Here is a 23,405-nt window from a genome sequence, read left to right as displayed (position 1 = left end):
CGGCGCGCTCGAAGCGGCGTTCGCAAAGCTGCTGGCGCTGGCGCGGCGCGTGCGCGAGCAGAAGCAGCATCAGCGCGGACCGAAGGTCTATTCCCTGCACGCGCCGGAGGTCGAATGCATCGGCAAAGGCAAGGCCCATCGGCCTTACGAGTTAATGGCATGGACCACGCCCGCTCTCAGAGGCAACGTGCTACCCCGCGGGCAGCAGCAGGAGCGCAAGCCATGTCGAATACGAACATTATCACAATCGTATCGATCTCGGGAAGAACACATTCCATGTCGTTGGTCTCGATGCCACCGGCGCAATCACGTTACGCAAGAAGCGATCTAGAAATCAGCTTGACCAGTCGCTGAGCAATGTTCCGCGTTGCCTAATCGGAATGGAGGCGTGTGCAGGAGCACATCATCTGGGGCGCAAGCTCGAGAAATTAGGCCATCAAGTACGGCTCTTGCCGGCACAGTACGTCAAACCATACCTCAAGGGTCACAAGAATGACTTTCGGGATGCTGAAGCGATCGCCGAGGCTGCTCAGCGGCCGACAATGCGGTTCGTCCCAGTGAAGTCGGCCGAACAACTTGATTTACAGGCACTCCACAGAGTTCGCAGTCGATTGGTGACACAGAGAACAGCGGTCATCAATCAAATTCGGGGCTTTTTGCTTGAGCAAGGCCTACCAGTGCGGCAGGGAGCGGCAGCACTCCGATTGGCACTCCCCCAAATCCTCTCGATGCCTTCGGAAAGCCTATCACCTCAGGTGGTTCGGCTCATCCAGGACTTGGCCGAGGACTGGCGCTATCTCGACCGTCGCGTCGCGTTAGTCACCAAGGAGATCAATGAGATCGCGGAGCAAGATGCGCATTGTCGCCGCCTGATGAGTGCGCCGGGCGTCGGGCCAATCATCTCAAGCGCGATGATCGCCGCGATCGGAACTGGTGATGCGTTCCAGAAGGGCCGCGACTTTGCGGCATGGCTTGGCCTCGTACCAAAACAAATCTCGACCGGTGATCGAACCATTCTCGGTCGCATATCAAGACGCGGCAACCGTTATCTACGAACACTGTTCATTCAGGGAGCCAGAGCCGTATTACTGAGGCGCCAAACCTGGGCCAGGCACGGCTTCGGAGCCTGGCTGGAGGCAGCATCGAAGCGGCTCCACTCGAATGTACTGGTTGTTGCCTTGGCCGCAAAACTCGCGCGGATGGCCTGGAGCATGCTCGCAAAAGGCCGTGACTACGAAGCGAGTTTCCTGGGCCACGCTGCATAGCACGCCCGACCCGGGAAGGAAGGAAGATCCAAGATCCGATCGGAATAGCACACTATCCCGCCGAGGTTTGCGAGACGGAAAGAACGAATGGAGAAACGGTTCCACCGACACTTCTGAAGCCTGGTTCGACTCCATGGCCCTCCTTGAGGCCGGCGAGTTATTGAGGACAGAAGTGGCGCGGATATCCATAATGGCTCGGGGCGACAGCCTCAAATCGAAGCCGGATAGATTGGCGCAAACCACTTCATCCCTTTGTCGATCCCTCTTGCAACGCGGGCGTGGTCCATAGATCGGCGTCAAAGTCTCCGTCGCCACCACGATCGGCCACGCCAAGGGCGGCCAGTTCGTCACCCATGTGAAGGCGTTGCCCGGCAATCCCTATGACGGCCACACGCTGGCCACCGTGATCCCGGACATGGAGGCGCTGATCGGCAACATCATCGCGCGCCTCCTCGCCGACAAGGGATATCGCGGCCACAACGCGCCACCCGATTACAAGTCCAGGGTCTTCCTCTCCGGCCAGAAGCGAGGGGTGACGCCGAGGATCAAGCGCGAACTGCGCCGTAGGGCCGCCGTCGAGCCCGTCATCGGCCATCTCAAGGCCGAGCACCGCATGGGCCGCAACTATCTCTGGTTCCGCCAGGGCGACGCCGCCAACGCCGTCCTCGCCGCCGCCGGCTACAACTTCCCCGCCTCATCCGCTGGCTCAGCCTTTTGCTGCGCCTGTTCCTGACCGCACTCTTCCCCGGCCCGCTGAATAATCCGGCGTGAAATCGGTCTTCTTCACGGACGACAAGTTATTGAGGGCTAAAACGGCGAAAGAGGCCCCCTATTCGTTCACGGCAAAGTCGCAGACTGTGAGCCGACAAAACTTGCCTTTTCGGTCGAAGCCGAGAAGAGGCACCGCACTTGGGTGGTCTAATTTCAAACTGAGACACCACCTCCGAAGATCCCGAGAGCTGACACGACGAACCGCGCCGTCTTGTTGTCCTGGCGTGGACGATCAGTTGGTGCTCATCAAAAGAAATACTCGGGCGCCAGCCATTTGTGTGGGACGCCGGTCGTCAGACCGCCATCGATGACGATCTCGGAACCGGTAAGATAACTGGACTCGTCGCTGAGCAGGAACAAGACTGCCTGCGACACTTCCTGCGGCCGGCCTGCCCGTCCCAGCGGAATGGGGAAAGTGGAGGGATCGAAGCTCTCGGTCATCGGCGTGGTGATGAAGCCGGGATGGATCGAGTTGACGCGGACGCCCGAGGCCGCGGCCTCCAGCGCAGCAGACTTGGTTATGCCCCGCACGCCGAAATTGGAAGCAACATAGGCATGAAGCCCGGCAGTGCCCCGCAGCCCCTCGACGGACGAGATGTTGACAATCGAACCTCCGCCCCCGCGCCGGATTGCCGGCAGGGCCGCCTGCATTCCAAGGAACGCACCGGTTAAATTGACGGCAATAACCTTGTTCCACTGATCGAGCGGGAACTGCTCGATCGGGGCCATGCTGGCGATTCCAGCATTGTTAACCAGCCCATGCAGCGCGCCGAAGCTGCTCTCGGCGGTCGCGACCGCCCTAGCCCACTCCTCCGGCTGGGTGACGTCCTGACGCACATAGACGGCGGAAGTGCCCAGTTCAGCCGCGAGAGCCTCTCCTTCTGTATGAAGAATATCAGTGATTACGACCTTGGCGCCTTCAGCGACAAGCAGGCGCGCATGAGCTGCACCCATGCCACGAGCTCCGCCGGTTACCAGAATGACCTTTTCGTTCACACGTCCCATGACATGTTCCTTGCTTCGCTCCGTTGATCAGTGGCGGTGCAGCGGGGCGATCAGCTCGAGCCCATCTTTCTCGCGTAGACCGAAACTGGACACCTTGACGATCTCGCCGCCCGAAAGCTGGCGCGCCTTATCATTTCAGAAGAACTCTTCATGGTCCTCCATCAGTTCTTCCTACGCCGACTTGGCCGGATGCCTGCTCTAGCGAAATGGAGGTCAGCAGTTCGTAGGTGCAAGTGGAATTCTCCTCGAACATGCGCCCCGCCGCGCATGACCTAGCCATCCTTCGCCATGGGCATGGCTGCCGTCACCGAACTGCTCCGTCTTCTCGAAGGGACGACATTCTCGCGCGATAGTCCCGCCCTCCTTGATGAGATAGGCTGCTGCCGCGTACCGGCGCCGGCTCCCACCAAACAGGCGTTCGCGGCGCCGCCTGCTGCGTTGGATCAGGCTTTGGCGAGAGCAACGCACATGAGGTTCTGCCGCGTGCAGCGGCGGGAAGATCCAGGTCTTTCTCATCAGCGCGCCAATGATGGCGCGCAGAAAAGCTAGGAAATCTGATGCAAGGCAAAGCTCCCGCGACCGTTCCGTACGCCGGGCACGTCACCAGCTACCGCCATCGATTCGGCCTCTCTCACAAGCGGGGCGCGGAGACATGGATCTGCCGTGAGATCGTCTCAACAAAAGGGCGATCACACTACGCCTGCCGTGCAGCTCTCATCCGAACTTGAACAACACACCGTATCCGCCGCGCGGATAGCTCCATTCGATGTCGCCGGTGGGCTCGCCGATGACCCGGCAGGTGCCGCACTCGATGCAGCCGTCGACGGTGACCTCGACCTGCCCCTTGTCGTTGAGCTCATAGCAGCGCGCCGGGCAGACCTTTAAAAGTGCAAGCAGCTGCGGGGATGGCTGCGTGTGTGCGCGCACTTTGATGTGGGGACGACCGACGTCGACGAGATAGCGGTTGTAGAACAGCTTGTCCTCGACGCGCACTGATGTCTCAACATTCATATTTCAGCTTCCTTGGCTTCGATTTTGGCTGGTTAGCGCCAGGCACGGGCGAGGCGGAATGCATCGCCAAATAGACCGGTCCAGGACCGCGCATTGACAAAGGATTTCAATGTCACCTTCTCTTTCTCAGCCTTCGGCGTACCGTCGACGCGTACATAGTTCTGCATCGCCCTGGAGACGAGCTGCGGATAGGTGAGAAAGAAGTTTTGCGAGTTGGTATGCATCAGCATCGGCATATCCTTGTGCTTCTTGAGATCCTTAATCACGAAGGAGTCGTCCAGCATCTTCTTGTAGACTGACAGATTTGCCGCGGTCATGGGATGGCTGCGCGATTTCACCTGGACGATCGCTTCCGCCGCGATGCGGCCCGAAGTCATCGCGAGGTTAGAGCCCTCGCGATGAATGGCGTTGTTGAGCTGCGCCGCATCGCCCACCACTACCCAGCCATCGCCATAGAGCTGCGGGATCGCCTTGTAGCCGCCTTCAGGAATGAGGTGCGCGGAGTATTCCTTGACCTCCGAGCCCTCGATCAGGGGCGCCACGGACGGGTGACGCTTGAAGCGGTCGAGCAGCCCATATGGCGTCTCTCCGGTGCGCTGAAAGTCGGCGACGATACAGCCGATGCCGATCGAGATGCACTCCTTATTGGCATAGATGAAGCCCATTCCGGTCATGCCACTGGAAATGGTGCCGGCCGCTTCGACAACGACGCCTTCGTCGCCCTTGAGATTGAAGTGGGCCTCGATGGTCTCACGCGGCAAAAAGTGCATTTCCTTAACCGCGAGTGCCACCTTGTCGGGCTTGGGCCGCTCGCGCAGGCGCGCACGCGTACCGAGAAGGCCATTCACGCCTTCGGCCAGCACCACGACATCTGCGTGGATTTCGCCGTCGCGGCGATCCGTACGAACACCGATGACTTTCCCATGGGCGTCCCGCGCGAGCTCAGTGACGGTGGTCTCGCACAGCACGGTCGCGCCGGCCTCGCGCACTTTCGAGGAGAACCATTTGTCGAACTGCGCGCGGATGATCGTGTAGCGGTTCGGCCGCTCCTCGTTGAAGTCTTCGGAGCGGTAGTGCACGCCGAGATGGGAGCGATCGTCCATTATCCAGAACCGTTGCTCGACGAGATGACGTTCGAGCGGCGCGTCATCGCGGAAGTCCGGGATCAGCGTTTCGAGCATGTCGGCATAGAGGATTGCGCCCTGAACATTCTTCGATCCGGCATATTCACCGCGCTCGAGCTGCAGCACCTTCATGCCGCGTTGAGCCATGGCCAGAGCCGCCGCGTTGCCCGACATGCCGGCGCCGACCACGATTGCATCGAACTTCTCCTCGATCACAACAACCTCCTCTAGCTCGCGATCCGGTCGCGCGAATGCGGTGAAAGCCGTGTACGAAATGCGGCCGTCAGCGCTGGTAACAGGTGCATAGCGTCGTTGACGACGCCGATATGGGCAAAGTCAAAGATTGGCGCGTTCTTATCGGTATTGATGGCGACGATTAGATCGGCGCCCTCCACGCCGACCCGATGCTGGATCGCGCCGGAAATGCCTGCGGCGATATAGAGCTTTGGCCGGATGGTCTTGCCCGTCTGGCCGATCTGCCGGTCCGAGGTGACCCAGCCCTTTTGTACCAGCGGGCGCGAACAGCCATATTCGGCGCCGAGCACGGCGGCGAGCTGCCGTATCAGCTGGAAACTCTCAGGCGAGCCCAACCCCAGCCCGCCGGCGACGACAACGTCGGCATAGGCGAGATTGGATTTGGCCGAATCACGGTCCGGCACAAAGGACAGCACCTTGGTGACGATGTCTTCTTCGAGCAGGCGGAGCGGATGCATGATAATGCGGGCGGCATCGCGCGCGACACGCTCTGGCATCGGCATCACGCGCGGGCGGACGGTTGCCATCTGCGGCCGGTAATTCAAGGTGTAGATCGTGCAAAGCAGCGATCCGCCAAAGGTCGGACGCGTGGCCGCAAGCGAACCATCCGCGTCGACGTCGAGCTCCGTGCAGTCGGCGGTGAGACCCGTCAGTAGCGTAGTAGCTACCGAGCCCGCAAGATCGCGACCGAGCGTGGTGGCGCCCAACAGCAGGATCTCTGGCTTGTAGGTGTTGACGAGATCGGTCAGCGCCTTGGTGTAGGACTCGTTACGATACTCCGACAGCACATTCTCGGTCACGAGATAGGTTAGGTCTGCGCCGTAGCAGAAGGATTCGAGCGCGGCGTTGCGCGTGGTCTCGGCCTCCGGGCCGATGACGACCGCGGCGAGATCAACCTTCAGCTTGTCGGCAAGCTTGCGGCCCGCACCCATGAGTTCCCAGGAGACGGGATGCACCTGGCCGCGCTCCTGCTCGACGAAGACCCAGATGTGCTTGTAGGCCTTAAAGTGCTCGGGCAATTCTTTTTTGATTCCTGCGCGGCCGCCCCCGGCCGGCGTAGGAGCTTTGGTGATGTTGCTCATAGCGTTGAATTCCCCTCAGAACCTGCGCGCCGCGCCACAAGATCGGTCTCTAGCTTGGGTTGATCCTTCAAGATGGCTTTCATCAGCACCTCCGTCGGCTGCTTGGCGGCTTCCACCAGCCCGGCCCTCTCGGCGCGTGGCGACGGCGCAAAGGCGCGCTTGACGATGGTCGGCGAGCCGGGCACGACGCATTTCGAGACTCCTCGACGCCGGCCTCCTGCGCGCTCCATTTTACAACCGGCCCTAGCGCCTCGCGCAGGGCGGCGGTCATCACGGCGCTGCAGATCTGGCTGGTTGCTTCCCCCTTGGCTGACCAGGCAGGGCAGCTTTGTGCGCAACATCTGCACGCCGCGTTCGGCGCGGCGCTCCGCGTCCACCGTGGTGAGCGCGGCGATCTCGCCGCCGAACTTGTCACGCGATTGGAGCGCGGCCTCGAGCGCGAACAAGGCGTATCGGTTGATGATGCTCGCCCCCTGACGCACGATGGCGTTGGTCACGGGATAGACCGCGAATCTGCACGGCATCGTGAACCTGCTTGGTGCAAACGATACTGTGCATGCCTTCTCCAAAAGTAGCGTGGAACGCGAGTTATCCATTGGCGGCCATCTCACGGTCAATCCCAGCCTCAATGGCGTCAAAGACAACTTCGAACGGCATTAACGCGAGCGTGACCCATAAGATGATGCCGGCGCGAGCGGCGAGCAGTAACGGCAACATGATTGGTCTTGCTCCATATCTCATCTCGGAGGGCAACAATTCTGTGTAGTCGGCACCAGTGACGGACTTGGCCAGAGAACAGCAAGTGCCGTACCAGTTAGGGCCATCAAAAATTAGACGTCCATTCAATGACTTGAGAAAATAAAGACTGGCCGTTAGCATCGCCGACAGTACAATTCCGACATACGTCGCGAATGCGACAGCGCCGCTTCGCGCATAGCTGTACAGAGTTGATCTGCATGAAGAGGAAGATGGCACAACGCGCCGCGCCGACATGGCTTGAGGCAGATCTGAACTGATGTATGAGGCTATTTCAGCGAGCTCAACGGCACGAAGGCCGCCGGTTTTTTGGGCTCCGCGACCGCATCCTTCAAGACCTTGAACACCCGCTGGTCGATCGGCGAGGACGCCACGAAGTCGGCATAAGCCTGCTCCAGCACCGCCTTGCACCGCGCCGTGACCTCGGCCTCCGCGCCACCTTCGAATACTTCCTTGGCGAGATATTGTCCCATGCGCTTTAAGATGTGCAGGCGCGCGACATTGACGATCTTGGGGTCGTAATCGACGCCAAGCAGCGCAAAAAAATCTTCGGCCGAGGAGGCCTTGTTGAGCCGATCCAGGATGCCAACTGCCGCCTGTGTGTTGCTCATCGAAAAATCTCCTTTGGGTTAGGTCGACCGGCCTGTGGTCGGGACCCGGCTCCGGCTGGTCATCTCCTTGCGACGCTGCTTCGCGTAGGCGGCGCTGCATATGGCCTCCATGGCCTATGTCTTCGCGGATCAGCGAGGGCTTGCGCGGCACGCCGGCGGTTTCGGCGGTAATGATGCCGACCATGGCCGCCTCACGCACCATTGGTCAACGAGCGCTCGCTGACGGCGCGCCAGATCGCCACCACCGTCTCGCACGCTACCGGCCGCTTGTGCTCGATGGCATGTTTCCGCACCCGCGACAGGATCTGTCTTGCGTCCTCGGCGCTGGCGGCGAGCTGCAATTCGTCAAGTAGGGTAGTGATCGACGACAGCCCGGAATGCTTGCCGATCACAATACGGTTGGATCGACCGAGCAAATTGGGGTCGAGCGACTGATACGTGCGTTGATCCTTCATTAGGCCATCGACATGAATGCCGGATTCGTGGGTGAATACATGCTCATCGACGATCGCCTTGTTCAGAGGAATCGTGCGTGCAGCCGCGGCTGCCACCAACGCGGCGACATTCTCGAGTTCCGGCAGCACGATGCCGGTGTCACGCCCGTAGAGCTGTTTGAGCGCGACCGCGACTTCTTCCAGCGGCGCATTGCCCGCCCGCTCGCCGAGCCCGATGACGGTCACCGAGGCGTGGCTCGCGCCACCCTTGATGGCGGCGAGCGTATTGGCGGTCGCAAGCCCGAGATCGTCATGGCCGTGAAATTCGAGCTCGAGATCGGTGGTCGCGCGCAAACGAGCCATCAGCGCATAGGTGGAGTCCGGATCGAGCACACTGAGCGTATCGGCAATACGAAAGCGCCGTGCGCCGGCGGCTTTTGCGGTGGCGATCAGCTTGATGAGAAAATCGACGTCAGCGCGGGAGGAGTCCTCGCCGCCGACGGCAACCTCAAGCCTACGCTCGCGCGCATAACTGACCACCCGCCTCACCTGCTCCAGCGCCAGCTCGCGGTTATCGCCAAGCTTGGCGGCAATCTGCACGCCAGAAGCCGGAATCGAGACATTGACCATCGGCACCTTGGCCTCGATTGCCGCATCGACATCGGCTTCACGCATCTGGCACCAGCCGATGGTGGTGAGCGGGAGACCAGCAATCAACGATGGCGCGGCTGGCGGCGATCTCCTCACTGCCCATCGCGGGCGTTCCCGCTTCGATCTCGGTGACTCCGGCCCGCGCCAGCGCCTGCGCGATCGCCACCTTTTCGTCGGTGGTGAAGGCAACGCCAGGCGCTTGTTCGCCGTCGCGCAGCGTCGTGTCGTTGAGCACGATCGGACTTCCCCATGCCGTCTCGGACCATGACTGTTTGGCAGAGGCGGCGGCGATCATGGGAGGCTCCTTGTTGGCTTTGGCAAAGCAAGGCTTGAGCAATGCGCATGCCACGCCGGCACCCGCCACAAGCCGTTGAACAAGCGCGCAGTTTTCGGCACAGCCGGATTGTCGCAAACGCGACAGCCTCGCAAAGTCGATGCGTCCGCTTACGTCACGGCGCGATGGGATGGCATCAACTCCGCTTGCGGCTCAGATGGATGATCAGATCGACGCAGGAGACTTCGTGGTCTGGCAGCGGCTCGGGCACATTCACAAGCAGGAGATCCGCATCGGGAATATCGAGCAGGATATCCTCGCCGTGCAGATAATAATGCGGATGCGGCGAGGTGTTGGTGTCGTACAACGATCGCGACCCATCAAGACAAATCCGGCGCAACAGGCCGGCTTGGGTGAACTGGTTCAAAGTGTTGTAGACGGTAGACGATGAGATCGGAAACCCGGTCTCGCGCGCCTCGGCAAATAGCATCTCTGCGGTGACATGCTGGGCGCCTCTGGCAAACAACAGCTCGCTTAAGATCAGGCGCCGGCGCGTCGGTCGCAGCCCGGCCTTGAGCAACACATCCTTCCAGCCGGCGTCGGGACATCGCCCGCTGAGATGGGAAGAGGCCGGTCCCACCTGCACCTCGTCGAAGCCCGCGCGATCCCCGGCGTCACCGGTCGGAAGTCTGGCCAACGGACGATCCATCCGAAGTCGCTCACATTGGCCAGGTGCCGGCCGCAACCGGGACAGCCGCCTGCAGCAGAACCTCGCGCCGGCGCTCGGCCATGCGGCTCTCGCCGCTTTCATCGCCGAAGCAGAGGTTGAAGTCGTTGCATTGCGTGCACACCGGCGTCGTGCACATGACAAGGCCGTCGTCCTCGCACAGCGTGCGATAAAAGAAGCGCTTCCAGCGCATATTATTGGTATTGCGCGCGGCCAGCGGCGCGAAATGGCGGCCTAGCAGCCGGGATAGTTCGCCACGACCGCGCAATCCGAGATCTTCCCACAAGTGATTTGGCTCGATTGCGCGACGCGCGATCATCCCAGCTAGCCAGTTGCCGATGTCCCCTTCGGTCGAGCGTTGTGCGAGCAGGAGATCACGCAACATTGCCGCCTCGTCGCTCTCATTGCGCTTGACACGCAAGAGCAACTCCTCGCGGTTTATCCGGATCGACGGGAAGTACTGCTCCAGCAACGCGGCTAGCTCATGGCTGGTCAGACCGACCTTCTCGGAAACCAGACCACCATCCATCGTGGCGGCTACCAGAATGGACGCCAGCACGTGGCGATCGAAATTGCTGTCACTGGTTATGTCGGCGGGGTCTGCCCCAGTGAGCAGGCGGTAGGTCGCAATTCCCCTATGCCGCTCACCGTTCGCTTCAGTCGCTCTGGCAGCCATAAGCGGAAACAATTGCGCTTCGAACATGGGTTGCCGATCTTTCCACAGTGATCAAGTATGCTCGGCTGCATCGTGATGCTGGTCACGACATCTTTCGCCGGAACGCCGACCTTCTTATTGAGCATTGGGAAGGCCGGCCTCCGTCGGTGTGTCCTTTACTCGGCTGCGAGTTCGGCTGCGGTCTTGCCGATGATGTCCTCGTCAACCGACTTCATGATGCCGTGCTCCATCAGCATGTCCTCGAGCTCATCCATGGAGATCGGGGTCGGGATGATGCCCTTGCCGCCATTGTTGTGGATCTTGGTCGCGAGATTGCGATAGTGATCGGCCTGCTGGGATTCTGGCGCATACTCCAGCACGGTCATGCGGCGCAGCTCCGCATGCTGCACGACGTTATCGCGCGGCACGAAATAGATCAGCTGGGTGCCGAGCTTCTTGGCCATCGCCTCCGCCAGTTCCAGTTCCTTGTCGGTCTGCCGCTCGTTACAGATCAGGCCGCCGAGCCGCACGCCGCCAGAGTTGGCATATTTCAGAATGCCCTTGGAAATGTTGTTGGCGGCATACATTGCCATCATCTCGCCAGACATAACGATGTAGATCTCCTGCGCCTTATTCTCGCGGATCGGCATCGCAAAACCGCCGCAGACGACGTCGCCGAGCACATCGTAGGAGACGTAGTCGATGTTCTCATAGGCGCCGTTCTCTTCCAGGAAGTTGATCGAGGTGATGACGCCGCGGCCGGCGCAGCCGACGCCCGGCTCCGGACCACCCGACTCGACGCATCGGATGTCCTGATAGCCGATCTTCATCACGTCCTCGAGTTCCAGGTCCTCGACGCTGCCGGCATTCGCCGCCAAGCTCAAAATCGTGTCCTGCGCCTTGGCGTGCAGGATCAGGCGGGTCGAGTCCGCCTTGGGATCGCAGCCCACGATTAGGATCTTGTGGCCCATCTCGGCCAGCGCCGCCAGCGTGTTCTGCGAGGTGGTGGACTTGCCGATGCCGCCCTTGCCGTAGAACGCGATTTGTCTCAGTGAAGCCATGTTGCTCTCCATCAACCAATTTGCCAAAGATTGCGCGCTGGCTCGCGCGCGAGCTTGTTTCTCTCTCAGAAACGAGGCACACGGGGGTTCAAGGGAAGGAGAGCAGCGCTCGTCTTGCGCGTCTGCGTGCACTCAGCCCTCAGTCAGTGTTGCTGCATCCTGATAGCAACCGCCGTGCCAACCCTGTCCACGCTCTTTAAGTTTCTGATTACACTTTGAAAACTTCGGGAGCCGGTGGATGAAACCAGGTGTTTTGAACGTGACAGGATTCGTGCCGCTGTCAGAAGCCGGACAAGGATCGCTAGCATCAAAACGGGAAAACGCCGGCTTAGCGCGAGCCAGTTCAATGCATTCATGCACGGAACAGAAATTGCTAACGCTCTTGCAAGCCGCTTTGTCGGAGCGGATTTTCAGGAGAGCAACAGTGCAGATTGGTGTCGAAACGTCGAAAGCAATGGACCTGCGAGGGGGGTTCGTGGTCGACGATAACGAGATCACCCGCGCGGCATTGCAATTCATGCTGCATGATGAGATCGAGACGCATGAGCTTGCAACGCCAGAAGAGGCCTTTGCCAGGGGCATCGATTGGTTAAAACCGTATGTGGTGTTGCTCGGAGCCTCTTATTTTAAGCAAGAGGGGCCGGCGTGATCGGCGAATTGGCGGCCCATTTTCCCGACGCTCAGATCCTGATCATCGCGACAAATCCGACGAGGCCGACGCGGTCGAAGCCGTCAAGGCCGGCGCACACGGCGTTCTGGTCAAGCCGCCGACCTTGGAAACCATTCGCAAGAAGGCCGATACCATTCTCGAACGCGGCGGCGTCACGCCGGTCGTGCAGCTCAGTGTGCTCAAATAGGCCCGCGCCATGACGACGATCATTTTCTATCACAAACCCGGCTGCGCCACCAACGCGCGCCAGATGCAGGCGCTGAAGGCCGCGGGCCACCACGTGATTGCCAAGGATATCTTGAAGGAGCCGTGGCGTGCGGAGGAACTGCGCCGCTTCTTCGGCAATACGCCGGTCGCATCCTGGTTCAACCGCGCCGCGCGGCGTATTAAGTCAGGCGAAATTAATCCCGAAACAAGCGACGCGGCGAGCGCACTCGCGCTGATGCTCAGTGATCCGCTCCTGATAAGGCGCCCGCTGATCAACGCCGATGGCGCAAGATGCGCCGGATTCGATCATGGGCCCGTGCTGTCGCTGGTTGGGCGGAGCATGCAAGGTGATGTCGAGCGATGCTCGCGCGAGGAAACCGGGGGACACTGCTCGAGCGGGTGAGCTGCAGAGCGCGTAGTTCCACCGAGAGGGAAAGGAGCGAAGTTTCCTCCGCTCCCCATTCTTGACGGGCGCGAAGAGCAAAGCTCGCTGAAGGCGGTCGGGGCTCTACACGCGCCTACATTTGGAATATTCAACGGCACTTCAGCGTCCCACTTTCGGTCCACCAGATGGTCTTGCCCCTGGAACGAGCGGGTCTCATAACGCGGCAGCCCGGCTCACCGCGCAGCAACGAAATGCTGGTCGCTCCTGAGCAGCTATCCCTCTTGGAAATGCCAAACCGACCAGTCAAGACTTCTGTGTTGAGGTACCAGTCTAGCAGGCTTTGAAAAAGGCGCTCGCCGCCTACCGGCGAGCGGGATTCATGGCCTCCGATGAGATACCGAGATCGTGCGTGCGCGGCGGCGACAATCAACTGGCGAGCTGTTCAGCTACGTTGACCTGGAGGCGCGGGTGCGGCGTGATCACGCGCTGCGATCATCCATCGGGAGGGAGGCGCTGTCGGCGCTATAGCGCGAGCTTGCGTCGCTCTATTCGCCGATTGGGCGGTCGTTGATCCCGCCGGAGAAGCTGCTGCGGGCGATGCTGTTGCAGGCGTCTGATAGGTGTCCTATTCCCCTCTGCGAGGTGTCCCAACTAGCACAGCACAGCACTCTGCGGTGGAGAAATGCGCGCATCGGCCTGCGCCTTTCTGCTCGATAGCCTCCGCACGCAATGTGATACGAACGCCTTCGGCCTTATCGGAATGCGATCGGCGCGTCACGTGATCGGCGATAAATTCCAGCACTGCAGCGCCAATCTCGGCAACTCGGCCGGCCACCTCAAACCGCCGAGCGCGGCGGCCTCTGATCGCCGCCATGAGTTCGAGAATCTGTTTCAGCGGGATCGCTTCGCCACCGAGCATGAAGCGATGTCCAGCCCGTCCGCGCCCCACGGCAACGATGAGACCTTCGGCAACGTCGCGCATATCGGTTCACGACGAACTCAAAGGGCCTTACGGACGCTCGTCGATGATGACGGCCAGATCGCGCCGAAATCCGAGCACGATAAACAATTTCGCTATTACAAACATCGGTCCGAGCAACAGATGGATCGATTGTCGACCAGTGCCGGTCGGCGACGTTCGAACACCTGGTGCCCAATAACCTGCGATGCACTGCCAATCACAACCAGGATAGCGGTAAGCGACCACATTCCGAAAGTATTTGCCTGACCCACGAAAATGGCGGCGGCTGAAAGCAATACGATCGCAGCCCCAAGGATCGCGGCTCCAAGCGCGAAGTCAAGCAGGAACCAATAGATGAGCACCGGTATGGTAGCGATGGCCGCCACACTGGTTTGGATCCCGAACGCGGCGATGGACCATTGGCTGAGCGGAAGAACGGCAGCCAGGAACAGGAACACGATGCCGAAGACATGCATGGCGCAATTCCAAGGGGCGCGATGATACTCAACATAGTCGGCAAGCGGCCGCCGAAAAAATGAACTCATTTGGCGCTCGGTTCGCCTGTTGTATCGGCAGGCGTGGCAAAGCTCATCAAGCGCATCTGCTAGTCTCCGTCGGAAACGTCACGGTCTCATTCAAAGCGCGGCCACGTGAATGTTCGCTGCCCGTCGAGCGCGCGACGCCGCCGCCAGCATCGAAGTCGTTGCGCCTAATTCAGCGACTAACAGACTACAAGGCTGCATCATGAAACAGGTATCCGAAATGACCGCGCGATGCACCGCATTTTTCTCGCAGGTGTTACCATTCAGCCTCATCGTTGAGACCGCAGTTGATCCCGCCGGTCATTGAAATCTCCGCGTTTTGCATTGTGGTCCGCGGCCACACGCGAGCAGCGCCGCAGTTGGAAAATCGCGACGGACAGCGAATCGATCATCAAATCTATCCTTGATCGTTCGGCGATTCTTGCTTCTACTCGTGCGCTGCGGTCGGTCGCATTGACATGCATCAACCGACGGTCATTATTCCATGGAGACGCTTCGCAAGCACTCGCACCTGCGCGCCGTGTACGTGACTCCAAAGTTACTCGGTCGTTAGCGAGAGAACCCCAGAATTTGTGACACGCTCTTCTATGGCGGATTAGAGCCAAACTCGGAATCCGGCTATGCGCGCCGCGAAGCGATTCAGCTGGCGCCGTCTCAAACCAGGAGCGCGAGCCAGATGAAAGCTCGATATGCGGGCGCCCAGAACTGGGGTCAGCGACGACCGCAGTGTCGTGACCAGGCTTCCGTTATCGCCTACCTGCGGGAATGGGCCGATGCGGCATGACGAACAGCGATCCCTGCTGCGCGCTTGGCGGCAGTCGCGGCCAGGTCAGCGCCGTCGCGATCGCCACGATGGCCGAGCACATTAGGGTTGATGAAAAAGCTCCAACGTGCAGCCAGCCAATGCGGTCATTGCGTCGAAGCCCGCAAAATCGCCGATGCTGAATTGCGCGTGAAAGCCGGACATCAGCGGACGCTTCGCTGCACGTTCCAGTTCGACCGCATTGACATTCGCAGCGACATCGAGCGAGCCGAGCGAGGCGCCGAAGGCAACCAGCGCGGCCCCGAGCTCCAGAGGCGTACTGGCAACCGCGAGCCACGGCAGGATGAGCGCAATTCCGAAGCCGCCGATCAGGATGATCGGTTTGCTGCCGTAGCGCGCGCACAACAAATCGCTCAACATCATCGAGACGACCAAGCCGACGCCCAGGCAGAGCAGCAGAAAACCGAGAACTCCATCATCGACCGCCAGCCGCTCCTTCGCGAACGGCACCAGCGGCACCCAGGCCGCAATGCCGAAGCCGGCGACAAAAAATGCAAGGCGCGTCGCGAGCCGGGTGGCCAGGCGATCGACGGACATCATCGGTGAACCCCGGAGGAAAAGTTGGTGGCTTCGTGTTCGGACACGCTAAGGACATCACGGCGGAGCGTGAGCGGCTGCGACCGCAGTTGCAGCCGCCCGAACATGCTGTTTCATGTCGCCTCACAGCAAATTGGCGGGGCGGCCGGGACGCCACGGAGGAAGTGCCGAGTCCGCCCTTACAGCACCGCCCCGCCTCCGACCGGTGATGGTGCCCCGAACGAAGCAAGCGGCGTGCCGATTTTGAAAGTTGGAGGTTCTACAGTCGCTTCGTACTGGGTGTGTGTTGCGTCAAGTCGCGGACATTGGTCTCAAAGCTGAAAAACGGGCGCTTTCGTTCAGTGCGCCCGAAGGCTCTGCCAAACCGTATCACTATCGTCGGTGTGTGATCACGTCACGGTTGTCGACCACCATGTCGAGCAGCGTGTCCTCGACCATGCGGCAATCCACGCCATTGATCCGGACGCGCGAGCATCGCCGGACCGGAATACAACCCAATTGCCGACGTTGACGTCATAGCCGTGAAAATAGGTGCCGGTCTCCGGCTCATCGTTGAAGGCGGTCTTGCGCTTCTTGAGCACCAGGCCGACGGTGCCCTGCCAGACTGATTCCTTGATCGCGCCGGTCGACAGGATGAGCCCGCCCTTGGTCTTCTCCGGCTCGATGTAGATGCCGACCAAGACCTTTGTTGTTCAGCAGCTCGATGCTGCACAGATCGCCAATGAGCTTCATAAGCTCGGTCTTCTGGTCCTCCGACTCCGAGCGCCGTTCCCGTGTCGAAACGCATACCATCCCTTCCCTCTCCTCCTACTCTTTCAGGATGTCTTCCATCGTCTCAGCGAGCACCGTGCGCGCGTCGGCGGGCGCCTTGCGGCACCACCTTGCGCTGATACCGGCCCCAATCTTTGAGATTATCCGACGTGATGGCATCGATCACCTATCCAGCTCATCAAGCTTGGCCTGAAGACGTTCGGCCAGCTTGATGGCGATGGTGACGCTCATTTACAGCCCGGCCACTTGTTTCCGAGCCAGTTGTGGAAGCGCCATGCGAGTCAGCGGGCATCTGACAAGGAAAAGGCCGCCTGCGTTGCCACAAGCGGCCGAAGTCTAGGGAGGAAACGCCCAAGGAGGGCAGGATGCAGCCTAGGATGAAAGCCATCAGCAGCTCAATTGAACGCAGGTAATCGTCGAGCATCCAAAAGGTGCGACGGAACGATACGAAGGTTTATGTCGAGATCGGCAAGGGCAACGCCAAAATCGCCGCTCGCCGCCGGCACCGGCCACCAGATGCCGCACCAGGATCATTTCCGCGGGTTGGCCTTGTCGCCGTACTTTGTCTTCTCGAGAAGGCCCTCGCCGCTGCCGGCGCCATACTACATCTTCGGGTATGCCTTCACGCGGCCGCCGTTGGCAAAGCCGGCCTTGTAGCTCATTTGGCGCTTTCCGCGGAGCGGCGGGCGGCATCACCCGCGTACTTGAGCTGTCGCGTACTTCGGTCCTTTCGTTGCGGGGGTGTATGCCCGGGGCTTCTGCATCGTGCGGGAGAGCGGTACCGACCCGCGCGGCTCTGCGGCTTTTTTGGAAGCGGGATGTCTTCTCCAAAGGTCCAGTCCTTCTTGAGCGTAATCCTGTAAAGGAACCGAAGCGCCGCGACAGCCGTATGGATTGAATTGGGGGCCAATTTCTTCTCGTTCGTGAGGTAGATTTGATAATTCCCGGATGTGCTCGGGGGTCAGCGGAAGTAACGTGCAAACAGCGATACCTGTTGGAGATACGATGCCTGTGTATGCGGCGACAGATTCCGCACCTGCATGTCCTCAGTCATCCGTTGTCGAAGAACCGTCATGGGAAGCTCCTTAAGCGATGCAAGCAGCGCCTCCAGCATCTCGCAATCGAACTTCGTCGGGAATGCAGGAAGATCAGATGGTGGTACCGAAGCTTGCCACGAGTCGCCTACCGCGAGGCGGTGATGCGCCGGAGAGGGGCGGACTGCGTTGTATTAGCGAGGAAGCGGGGTAATGCCCGTGAGGTCGTCGCTATTGGATCGGGTCAACCAGCAATGGGAGGAAGGCGAGTTGTGCGACGGATAGCGAATATGGCTCTGTTGAGCCATATTCGCTATCATCCCTGATCGTCGGCTCTCTGATTCGCCCGTAAAAGATGGACGACCTATGCTCGACAATCCGGAGAAGACCACCCGGCTGCTCGCCGCACTCAAGGTAGCTGCGCCATTTGACGTTGAACTGGCACCATCGTTGATCGAATATCTGCAAGCCGAGAATGTTGCCGATGCTGATCGGATGCACCACGTCGTCTGGGATTTGTCATACGCCGGTGACGAGGGCGGTATCATCTGCCATTTGTCTCGCTCGGAAGAAACAGGCAGAGCGCTTGTCGTCTCCCTCACACATGTGCGCGTGCCGCGCTCGATGCCACTTGCAGCGGCCGTTCTGGATTATCAGAAGCACCGAGTGAAGAAGCTCAAGAAGCAGGGCCGGAGGTAGCATAGAAATGGCGCACGCGATTATCCGAGGAAAGAATGGTCGTCGATATGAAGTGGAGTTTGAAGACGCGCCGCTACGCGTCGAAGTTCATGCCAGTGAGGAGACCGTCGAGATTTTTGTGGAGGCCGATTTTGAAACCCACCCGGAAGAACGGCGACGTTTTGCGATAATCAACATCCCCCGCCACCTGTTCAGCGAGGCCACGGGTCGGACGGCGCGACGCACAGCGAAGGATCGTTAATGCCGCTGCCGCGCACTCTGTGCCGCTTCCTTCTTCAGGCCGCCGCCATCGCTGCCTACCGCGGAGCGGTTTAGTCCAGTGCCTGCTATATCGACCAAGACATAGGAGGCACAGCGCTGCGATGGAACCGCTGCAAGCCGGCGTCGACTGTTCCGTGATCGCGCCGTGGCTCGGTCATGAATCGGTCGAGACGACGCAGACGTACCTGCACGCCCACCTCGCCCTCAAGGAAGCTGCCCTGGCGAAGCTCAAGCCGTACGAGCGCGGCAAGCGAACCCGCTTCCAGCCGAACGACCGCCTGCTCGCCTTTCTGGAAGCGCTCTGAACGACCAGACTATGCCGAATGGAATGGGGCTGCCGTGCACGCGATCGACGGTGCCAGCGTGACAACGGCGTGCCATACCATACCCGTTCGGCATAGTTCGGCGGGCGGCATAAACGGCAAGAATTAACGGCGTTGATTCGCAAGCCTGGCTGGCCGATGTCCTTTGCCCGCATCGCCGCCCATCCGGCTCATCGGCTGGACGAGCTCCTGCCCTGGAATTGGACGCCAGCATCAGCGATCTCCGCTCCAGCGGCATGACGACGCACGTCAACAAGGTCCATCACGTCACCCCAACCAATGGCAGAAGCTGCGAGGAGACCAACCAGGAGCCGGGCTCTCCAGGATTCAGATCTCGGCTGCAGCTAATTATCTGCGGGCTGATACTTTAGACAAGCCGAGCGTGGTGGCGCTCCAAGAACGAGCTGAGATAGATAGGGAATGTCGCGCACGATCCAGCGCACCATTAGCGCGACGGCAACAATCGCTCCCCCAAGAATTCCCGCGACGGCCAACCTGGTCGTGAGATCCCAAAGTTCCCCGTATTGTATCGAATCCATGAGACGAAAGACCGTACTTTGTATCAAGTATAGCAGCAGCGTGCTCTGTCCCAGTTCCACGGTGATAAAGCGGGTGACTCGATTTGAGCGGCCAACTTTCCAGCATTGGAGGACGAGCACGATCACGATCGCTGAGGCCGCTGCGGAGCCAAGAAGCATCAGAAGTACGTTTTTTGCCGACTGCATATCGTGCACTAGGGCGAGATTGTTGTAGATGTAAGTGTCTTTGCGCCAGGCTAGAAAGCACACCAAAGCCGCTATGGAGAGAAACGTGATTAAGAGCGGCTTGTGAGATCGCGTTATGCTCGTCCACCATTCTCTCGACTGAGCAAAAGAGACTCCTAGGCAGAAAAACGGGAAAGTATACCTTATGAGAGGTGATATGGAAAATGTCACAGGTGCAAGTGCGACTAGTATGACTGATACGAATAGGATCCAGGGCGACCGACGATTGAAAATCGAAAGAATTTTGACTAGAAGGAAAGAAACAAAAGCAGCCCAGATGAACCAATATGTGCCCGCGGAATCGTTTAGACACTGCAAAACGCTGCCTGGTTCGCTTGCAGACGAGCTAAATGCGGCCAACTTGGCTGTCTCTAGGAGAGCGTACCAAAACAGCATGGGCAACAAGAGCTGCATCGCACGATCACCGATGGCTTGAGTGAATGACTTTCGCAAGAGCGCTCGCCAAGAAAGATATCCGCTTATCGCCATAAAGAGTGGCATGTGGAACATGTAGATCCATTTGAAACATGGCGACTCCCAGAAGCCTTCATCTCGGTAGACGACATATTGGATCAGGTGACCGACGATCACCAAAGTGATGAGCACTCCTTTCGCGAAATCTAAACCTAGATCTCGATCGTTTGCCTCCGGCGTGCGCGCCCCGGGCACAGTCGATCCAGTTATTTTTGGCAATGTATCAAACCGAGCTGCCGAACATAGGTATAAGCTGCCGGTCACCTATTATGAAAGGCACTTCGCTGCTCCAGCTTTGCATCGCGCAATCAATCCATTCGGCGATAGCGGAGGCATTTTCCATCAACATTCTACGGCTCCCGAAAGCTGACGGAGGTCGATGACATGTTCAATTGTACGGAGGTGGGCGATCGGTATAGAAAAGAGGGGACCTGCTATACGAAGGTTTACCGATGGAAGCTCTACCCCAATTCGATCGGCTTGCCTGATCGAGCGGGCGCGTTGCAGCGTGTGCAACCGGAAGAGGTGTTTGCAACGCACTGCCAGGAGTCGCCATAGCGGCGTACCAACTCGAGCATGAGAGCCTGAACATATGCAGCGCAGCTTGCGCAGCAGCTCCTCCCACTGGGTGCATTCGGCGTTGCCATCACGAGCAGCTAGTACCCACCCTCCTTAGAGGGTGAGTCGTGATTCAAGATCGGGATGATACCCGAGGCAAGAGAAGTTCACCTTTCGAAAGGATCGCAAGGTCCTGGAGGCGCGTTGTCGTTCGCCGGCGACATTGCAGCGCGATTTGAAGCGGGCGCGGATAGTTTTGTTGGCGGCGGCCGGGCGCAGCACGCGGTCGATAGCCAAGGAAGTCGGGGTCCAGCCTCGGATTGTCAACCTGTGGCGGCATCGCTATGCCGACCTTGGCCTTGCAGGGCTGCAGGAGAGGCGGCGGCCTGGCAAGCAGCCGATCTATACGAAGGCCACCGACAAGCGGATTCTGCGGCTGTTGGACAAGCAGCCACCGAAAGGGTTTGCGCGCTGGACCGGGCCCCTGCTGGCCGAGGCGCTGGGCGATGTTAACGTCCAATATGTCTGGCGGTTCTGCGCAACCACAAGATCGACCTCGTGGCTCGCAAGTCCTGGTGCGAGAGCAACGACCCGAACTTCACGGCCAAAGCCGCCGATGTTGTCGGCCTCTACGTCGCCCCGCCCGAGAAGGCTATCGTGCTATGCGTGGACGAAAAGCCTTCAATCCAGGCTTTGGAGCGAGCGCAAGGTTATCTGAAGTTGCCCAATGGTCGCGCCTTGACCGGTCAGAGCCACGAGTACAAGCGGCATGGCACGACAACGCTGTTTGCGGCGCTCGAGGTTGCGACCGGAAAGATCATCGTGACGCATTCAAAACGGCGGCGCCGTGTCGAGTTCCTCGACTTCATGGACAGCGTCACCTCAGCTTTTCCGGACCGCCAGCTTCACGTCATCCTCGACGACCTCAAGATCCACAAGAAGAACGAGCACTGGCTAAAGGCACACCCCAATGTGAAATTTCATTTCACGCCGACAAGCGCATCCTGGCTCAATCAGGTCGAGGTTTGGTTTTCGATCCTGCAGGGGCAGTCGCGCAGCGGCGCTTCCTTCACCAGCCTTAAGCAACTCCAGGAGCATAGTGCTAGTGGTTCATCACAGTGATTTTGACTCTTTGGCGGAGGTTGGATATGCGCGGCCGAGTTTGGCGCGGGCTTTGTCGGTTGTGAACATCCATTTGATGCGGTCTCGTGCTTTGTTTCACTGCCGTTGCCATGCTGCGATCTCTTTTTCGGAGCCGTTTGGGGTCGTCGATGCGGCGGCCGAGACACTGGCGCTGCAGCACGCTGATCTCGCACTCGACCATGTTGAGCCAACTGGCGTGTTTCGGGGTGTAGTGGAATTCGAGGCGACGCAGGATGCGACGGGCCTCGGCGGGCGCAAATGCTTGATACAGCGCGCCGGCGGTGTGGATCGACAGATTGTCCTGCACGACACGGATACAGGCGGCATCGGGATAATGGACGTCGACGAGTTCACGCATGCAGTGGGCGTAGTCCACGGCGGCGCGGCGGTCTGTTATCTTGACGTTGCGCCAGCCGCGATGCGGATCGAAGGTGACGAAGAGATTGACGGTGCCGTTGCGGCGGTACTCATAATCGTAGCGCTCGCGCTGTCCTGGCCGGGATCGGCTGACGCACCTCGCCGATGAGCTGGACGGGGTCTCGACGTCAACCCGGCGTCCCCAGAAGCATCGAGATTCTCTTGCCACCGGAAAACTTGCCCATCCTCGAATGGCTCGGTATCAAAACGTCAAAATCACTATGATGAACCACTAGACATCACCGTCCATGCCTCATCGGAGATGCCAAGGCTAAAGAAGCAAGCGCCGTGCCGCAACAAAGAAGATTGAGTCTGCACGCAGTATCTGCATGCGTCGCATTGTCGACATTTGGTTCGGAGCCGACAATCTTCCTGATACCAGACGCCTGTGGCGCGTACGCCGTTTCACTCTCGTGTGAGGGCACCCACCGGAAGGCATTGACGCAGACATCCTCAGATGGTGTGCCGGGGATATCAAGATGCTCAGAAAGTCGGGAAGAGAAAATTGACTGGCGTCACGAATGAAGATGTCCATAGCATCGAGGTGATCCCTAGCAATATAGTTCTCTCGCCTTGCTTTCCGCCAATGGCATCGAACACAAAACGTATCGAGTCAACCACGGCGGCGTCTCGGGCTGTCGCTGTCCTCCTTGGACGTTTCCTCCCTAGACTTGGGCCGCTTGTCAGTTAAGCGTCCTTTTTGCTTGCCCATCAATCCGAGCATTTAGCGCGGGTATGCGAGACTCAGGATTCGCGTTGATGCGGAAGGATACAGACCGCGATCAACGACTTGGACGCCAGGGTCGCCTGAGTTGGCATGCTCTGCGAGCGCCTCCTGTGCCTTGTGCTGGGGATTATGTTTTGGGCATGGACCTTTTGGATCCCGTAAGGATTCGTTCCAGTGCTCATGGACACGCCACTCGTCTGGGACACTGGAATTGGTGCCCGTCAGCAGCACGGAAAGCACGACCGAACTCCTCGCCCAACTCACTTCGAAGATCATCCGGCGGGAGCGATCCAGGCAGGTTTCTGCCGCCGACAGCAAGGACCCAGGCAGCGTTGCGGATTGGGCCGGATCTCCTCGATCACGGCGCGAATGAGTTGCTCCCGACCGGTCTCAATGCTCGGCGGTTGCTTCAATTGTTCCGGTTCGA

18 protein-coding genes and 11 pseudogenes are annotated in these 23,405 nt (G+C 59.5%); 12 read left to right on the top strand and 17 right to left on the bottom strand.

The annotated features are described in order from the left end of the window. Window positions 1-10 precede the first annotated feature (10 nt). From CQ13_RS45995 to CQ13_RS31920, 3 genes and pseudogenes are all read left to right on the top strand, one after another. Window positions 11-151, top strand: a pseudogene (locus tag CQ13_RS45995) (IS5/IS1182 family transposase); the annotation flags it as partial. A 100-nt stretch (window positions 152-251) separates the two neighbouring features. Beyond that, complete coding sequence (locus CQ13_RS31925; RefSeq protein WP_057846779.1) at window positions 252-1,265, top strand: IS110 family RNA-guided transposase; 1,014 nt, start codon at window positions 252-254, stop codon at window positions 1,263-1,265. A 292-nt stretch (window positions 1,266-1,557) separates the two neighbouring features. Then, window positions 1,558-2,036, top strand: a pseudogene (locus tag CQ13_RS31920) (IS5/IS1182 family transposase); the annotation flags it as partial. A gap of 246 nt (window positions 2,037-2,282) precedes the next feature. Here CQ13_RS31920 and CQ13_RS31915 read toward each other — a convergent pair. From CQ13_RS31915 to nifH, 11 genes and pseudogenes are all read right to left on the bottom strand, one after another. After that, complete coding sequence (locus CQ13_RS31915) at window positions 2,283-3,041, bottom strand: glucose 1-dehydrogenase (protein WP_057846778.1); 759 nt, start codon at window positions 3,039-3,041, stop codon at window positions 2,283-2,285. Between the two features lie 714 nt (window positions 3,042-3,755). Continuing rightward, complete coding sequence (locus tag CQ13_RS31910) at window positions 3,756-4,052, bottom strand: ferredoxin family protein (RefSeq protein WP_057846777.1); 297 nt, start codon at window positions 4,050-4,052, stop codon at window positions 3,756-3,758. A gap of 32 nt (window positions 4,053-4,084) precedes the next feature. Beyond that, window positions 4,085-5,392: an FAD-dependent oxidoreductase gene (locus tag CQ13_RS31905; RefSeq protein ID WP_057846776.1), complete on the bottom strand. Its 1,308-nt coding sequence runs from the start codon at window positions 5,390-5,392 to the stop codon at window positions 4,085-4,087. Between the two features lie 11 nt (window positions 5,393-5,403). Then, window positions 5,404-6,513 (bottom strand): electron transfer flavoprotein subunit alpha/FixB family protein, encoded by a 1,110-nt coding sequence (locus CQ13_RS31900; RefSeq protein WP_057846775.1) that lies wholly within the window; start codon window positions 6,511-6,513, stop codon window positions 5,404-5,406. Then, window positions 6,510-7,071, bottom strand: a pseudogene (locus CQ13_RS31895) (hypothetical protein). The gene CQ13_RS31900 and the pseudogene CQ13_RS31895 overlap by 4 nt, the downstream one beginning before the upstream one ends. A gap of 30 nt (window positions 7,072-7,101) precedes the next feature. Further along, window positions 7,102-7,230 (bottom strand): hypothetical protein, encoded by a 129-nt coding sequence (locus CQ13_RS46575; RefSeq protein WP_283807550.1) that lies wholly within the window; start codon window positions 7,228-7,230, stop codon window positions 7,102-7,104. Between the two features lie 308 nt (window positions 7,231-7,538). Continuing rightward, window positions 7,539-7,880 (bottom strand): nitrogenase stabilizing/protective protein NifW, encoded by a 342-nt coding sequence (nifW, locus tag CQ13_RS31885; RefSeq protein ID WP_057846772.1) that lies wholly within the window; start codon window positions 7,878-7,880, stop codon window positions 7,539-7,541. Window positions 7,881-8,071: 191 nt separating this feature from the next. After that, a pseudogene (gene nifV / locus CQ13_RS31880) lies at window positions 8,072-9,260 on the bottom strand (homocitrate synthase). 175 nt (window positions 9,261-9,435) lie between these two features. Further along, the gene (gene irr / locus CQ13_RS31875; protein ID WP_245309455.1) at window positions 9,436-9,936 is read right to left on the bottom strand and encodes a Fur family transcriptional regulator Irr; all 501 of its coding nucleotides are present in this window, start codon (window positions 9,934-9,936) and stop codon (window positions 9,436-9,438) included. Between the two features lie 22 nt (window positions 9,937-9,958). After that, the gene (locus tag CQ13_RS31870) at window positions 9,959-10,669 is read right to left on the bottom strand and encodes a nitrogen fixation protein NifQ (protein WP_082637762.1); all 711 of its coding nucleotides are present in this window, start codon (window positions 10,667-10,669) and stop codon (window positions 9,959-9,961) included. A 128-nt stretch (window positions 10,670-10,797) separates the two neighbouring features. After that, window positions 10,798-11,682 carry a nitrogenase iron protein gene (gene nifH, locus CQ13_RS31865; protein WP_057846786.1) on the bottom strand — a complete coding sequence of 295 codons (885 nt, stop codon included), beginning with the start codon at window positions 11,680-11,682 and terminating at the stop codon, window positions 10,798-10,800. 424 nt (window positions 11,683-12,106) lie between these two features. On the opposite strand from nifH, the pseudogene CQ13_RS31860 reads away from it, so the two are divergent. The 3 genes and pseudogenes from CQ13_RS31860 to CQ13_RS45990 form a co-directional block, all read left to right on the top strand. Continuing rightward, window positions 12,107-12,539: pseudogene (locus CQ13_RS31860) on the top strand (response regulator). A gap of 9 nt (window positions 12,540-12,548) precedes the next feature. Further along, window positions 12,549-12,962: an ArsC/Spx/MgsR family protein gene (locus CQ13_RS31855; protein ID WP_057846771.1), complete on the top strand. Its 414-nt coding sequence runs from the start codon at window positions 12,549-12,551 to the stop codon at window positions 12,960-12,962. 391 nt (window positions 12,963-13,353) lie between these two features. Next, a pseudogene (locus CQ13_RS45990) lies at window positions 13,354-13,556 on the top strand (transposase); the annotation flags it as partial. 465 nt (window positions 13,557-14,021) lie between these two features. Here the strand turns inward: CQ13_RS45990 and CQ13_RS31845 are convergent. The 3 genes from CQ13_RS31845 to CQ13_RS31835 all read right to left on the bottom strand — a co-directional run bounded on the left by CQ13_RS31845 (window position 14,022) and on the right by CQ13_RS31835 (window position 16,487). Continuing rightward, entirely contained in the window at window positions 14,022-14,381 is a 360-nt protein-coding gene (locus CQ13_RS31845; protein ID WP_245309459.1) for an Mpo1-like protein, read from the bottom strand. A gap of 931 nt (window positions 14,382-15,312) precedes the next feature. Beyond that, entirely contained in the window at window positions 15,313-15,729 is a 417-nt protein-coding gene (locus CQ13_RS31840) for an MFS transporter (RefSeq protein ID WP_347337074.1), read from the bottom strand. Window positions 15,730-16,196: 467 nt separating this feature from the next. After that, window positions 16,197-16,487, bottom strand: coding sequence for a hypothetical protein (locus CQ13_RS31835; RefSeq protein WP_057846768.1), 291 nt, complete (start codon window positions 16,485-16,487; stop codon window positions 16,197-16,199). 547 nt (window positions 16,488-17,034) lie between these two features. Here CQ13_RS31835 and CQ13_RS31830 point away from each other — a divergent pair. Next, window positions 17,035-17,235, top strand: coding sequence for a hypothetical protein (locus CQ13_RS31830; RefSeq protein WP_057846767.1), 201 nt, complete (start codon window positions 17,035-17,037; stop codon window positions 17,233-17,235). Window positions 17,236-17,374: 139 nt separating this feature from the next. On the opposite strand, the pseudogene CQ13_RS41805 reads toward CQ13_RS31830, so the two are convergent. Continuing rightward, window positions 17,375-17,653 (bottom strand): annotated as a pseudogene (locus CQ13_RS41805) (site-specific integrase); the annotation flags it as partial. Between the two features lie 325 nt (window positions 17,654-17,978). Between CQ13_RS41805 and CQ13_RS31825 the strand changes: the two are divergent. The 4 genes and pseudogenes from CQ13_RS31825 to CQ13_RS44725 all read left to right on the top strand — a co-directional run. Further along, window positions 17,979-18,311, top strand: a complete 333-nt coding sequence (locus CQ13_RS31825) for a hypothetical protein (RefSeq protein ID WP_057846766.1) — start codon at window positions 17,979-17,981, stop codon at window positions 18,309-18,311. A gap of 7 nt (window positions 18,312-18,318) precedes the next feature. Further along, window positions 18,319-18,552 (top strand): hypothetical protein, encoded by a 234-nt coding sequence (locus tag CQ13_RS31820; protein ID WP_057846765.1) that lies wholly within the window; start codon window positions 18,319-18,321, stop codon window positions 18,550-18,552. Between the two features lie 94 nt (window positions 18,553-18,646). Further along, window positions 18,647-18,877: pseudogene (locus CQ13_RS31815) on the top strand (tyrosine-type recombinase/integrase); the annotation flags it as partial. A gap of 113 nt (window positions 18,878-18,990) precedes the next feature. Then, a pseudogene (locus tag CQ13_RS44725) lies at window positions 18,991-19,135 on the top strand (transposase domain-containing protein); the annotation flags it as partial. Window positions 19,136-19,239: 104 nt separating this feature from the next. Here the strand turns inward: CQ13_RS44725 and nolL are convergent. Next, a complete protein-coding gene (gene nolL, locus CQ13_RS31810; RefSeq protein ID WP_197427509.1) occupies window positions 19,240-20,352 on the bottom strand; it encodes a nodulation factor fucose acetyltransferase NolL in 1,113 nt (370 codons plus the stop codon). 483 nt (window positions 20,353-20,835) lie between these two features. On the opposite strand from nolL, the pseudogene CQ13_RS31805 reads away from it, so the two are divergent. After that, a pseudogene (locus tag CQ13_RS31805) lies at window positions 20,836-21,789 on the top strand (IS630 family transposase); the annotation flags it as partial. Between the two features lie 15 nt (window positions 21,790-21,804). Here CQ13_RS31805 and CQ13_RS41800 read toward each other — a convergent pair. After that, window positions 21,805-22,370 (bottom strand): annotated as a pseudogene (locus CQ13_RS41800) (IS630 family transposase); the annotation flags it as partial. Between the last annotated feature and the right edge of the window lie 1,035 nt (window positions 22,371-23,405).

The organism is Bradyrhizobium retamae, assembly GCF_001440415.1.
In the GTDB taxonomy this organism is placed as follows: domain Bacteria; phylum Pseudomonadota; class Alphaproteobacteria; order Rhizobiales; family Xanthobacteraceae; genus Bradyrhizobium; species Bradyrhizobium retamae.
Note: the sequence above shows the minus strand (reverse complement) of the source record. Positions and strands in the feature narration are given on the sequence as shown.

What these genes read in the sequence shown, in the direction of transcription:
- CQ13_RS31825 (WP_057846766.1), top strand. Translation starts at nt 17,979, where the DNA reads ATGCTCGACAATCCGGAGAAGACCACCCGGCTGCTCGCCGCACTCAAG.
- CQ13_RS46575 (WP_283807550.1), bottom strand. Translation starts at nt 7,230, where the DNA reads ATGTTGCCGTTACTGCTCGCCGCTCGCGCCGGCATCATCTTATGGGTC.
- CQ13_RS31915 (WP_057846778.1), bottom strand. Translation starts at nt 3,041, where the DNA reads ATGGGACGTGTGAACGAAAAGGTCATTCTGGTAACCGGCGGAGCTCGT.
- CQ13_RS31910 (WP_057846777.1), bottom strand. Translation starts at nt 4,052, where the DNA reads ATGAATGTTGAGACATCAGTGCGCGTCGAGGACAAGCTGTTCTACAAC.
- CQ13_RS31870 (WP_082637762.1), bottom strand. Translation starts at nt 10,669, where the DNA reads ATGTTCGAAGCGCAATTGTTTCCGCTTATGGCTGCCAGAGCGACTGAA.
- nifW (WP_057846772.1), bottom strand. Translation starts at nt 7,880, where the DNA reads ATGAGCAACACACAGGCGGCAGTTGGCATCCTGGATCGGCTCAACAAG.
- CQ13_RS31900 (WP_057846775.1), bottom strand. Translation starts at nt 6,513, where the DNA reads ATGAGCAACATCACCAAAGCTCCTACGCCGGCCGGGGGCGGCCGCGCA.
- CQ13_RS31855 (WP_057846771.1), top strand. Translation starts at nt 12,549, where the DNA reads ATGACGACGATCATTTTCTATCACAAACCCGGCTGCGCCACCAACGCG.
- CQ13_RS31820 (WP_057846765.1), top strand. Translation starts at nt 18,319, where the DNA reads ATGGCGCACGCGATTATCCGAGGAAAGAATGGTCGTCGATATGAAGTG.
- CQ13_RS31830 (WP_057846767.1), top strand. Translation starts at nt 17,035, where the DNA reads ATGTCGAGATCGGCAAGGGCAACGCCAAAATCGCCGCTCGCCGCCGGC.
- nifH (WP_057846786.1), bottom strand. Translation starts at nt 11,682, where the DNA reads ATGGCTTCACTGAGACAAATCGCGTTCTACGGCAAGGGCGGCATCGGC.
- CQ13_RS31845 (WP_245309459.1), bottom strand. Translation starts at nt 14,381, where the DNA reads ATGCATGTCTTCGGCATCGTGTTCCTGTTCCTGGCTGCCGTTCTTCCG.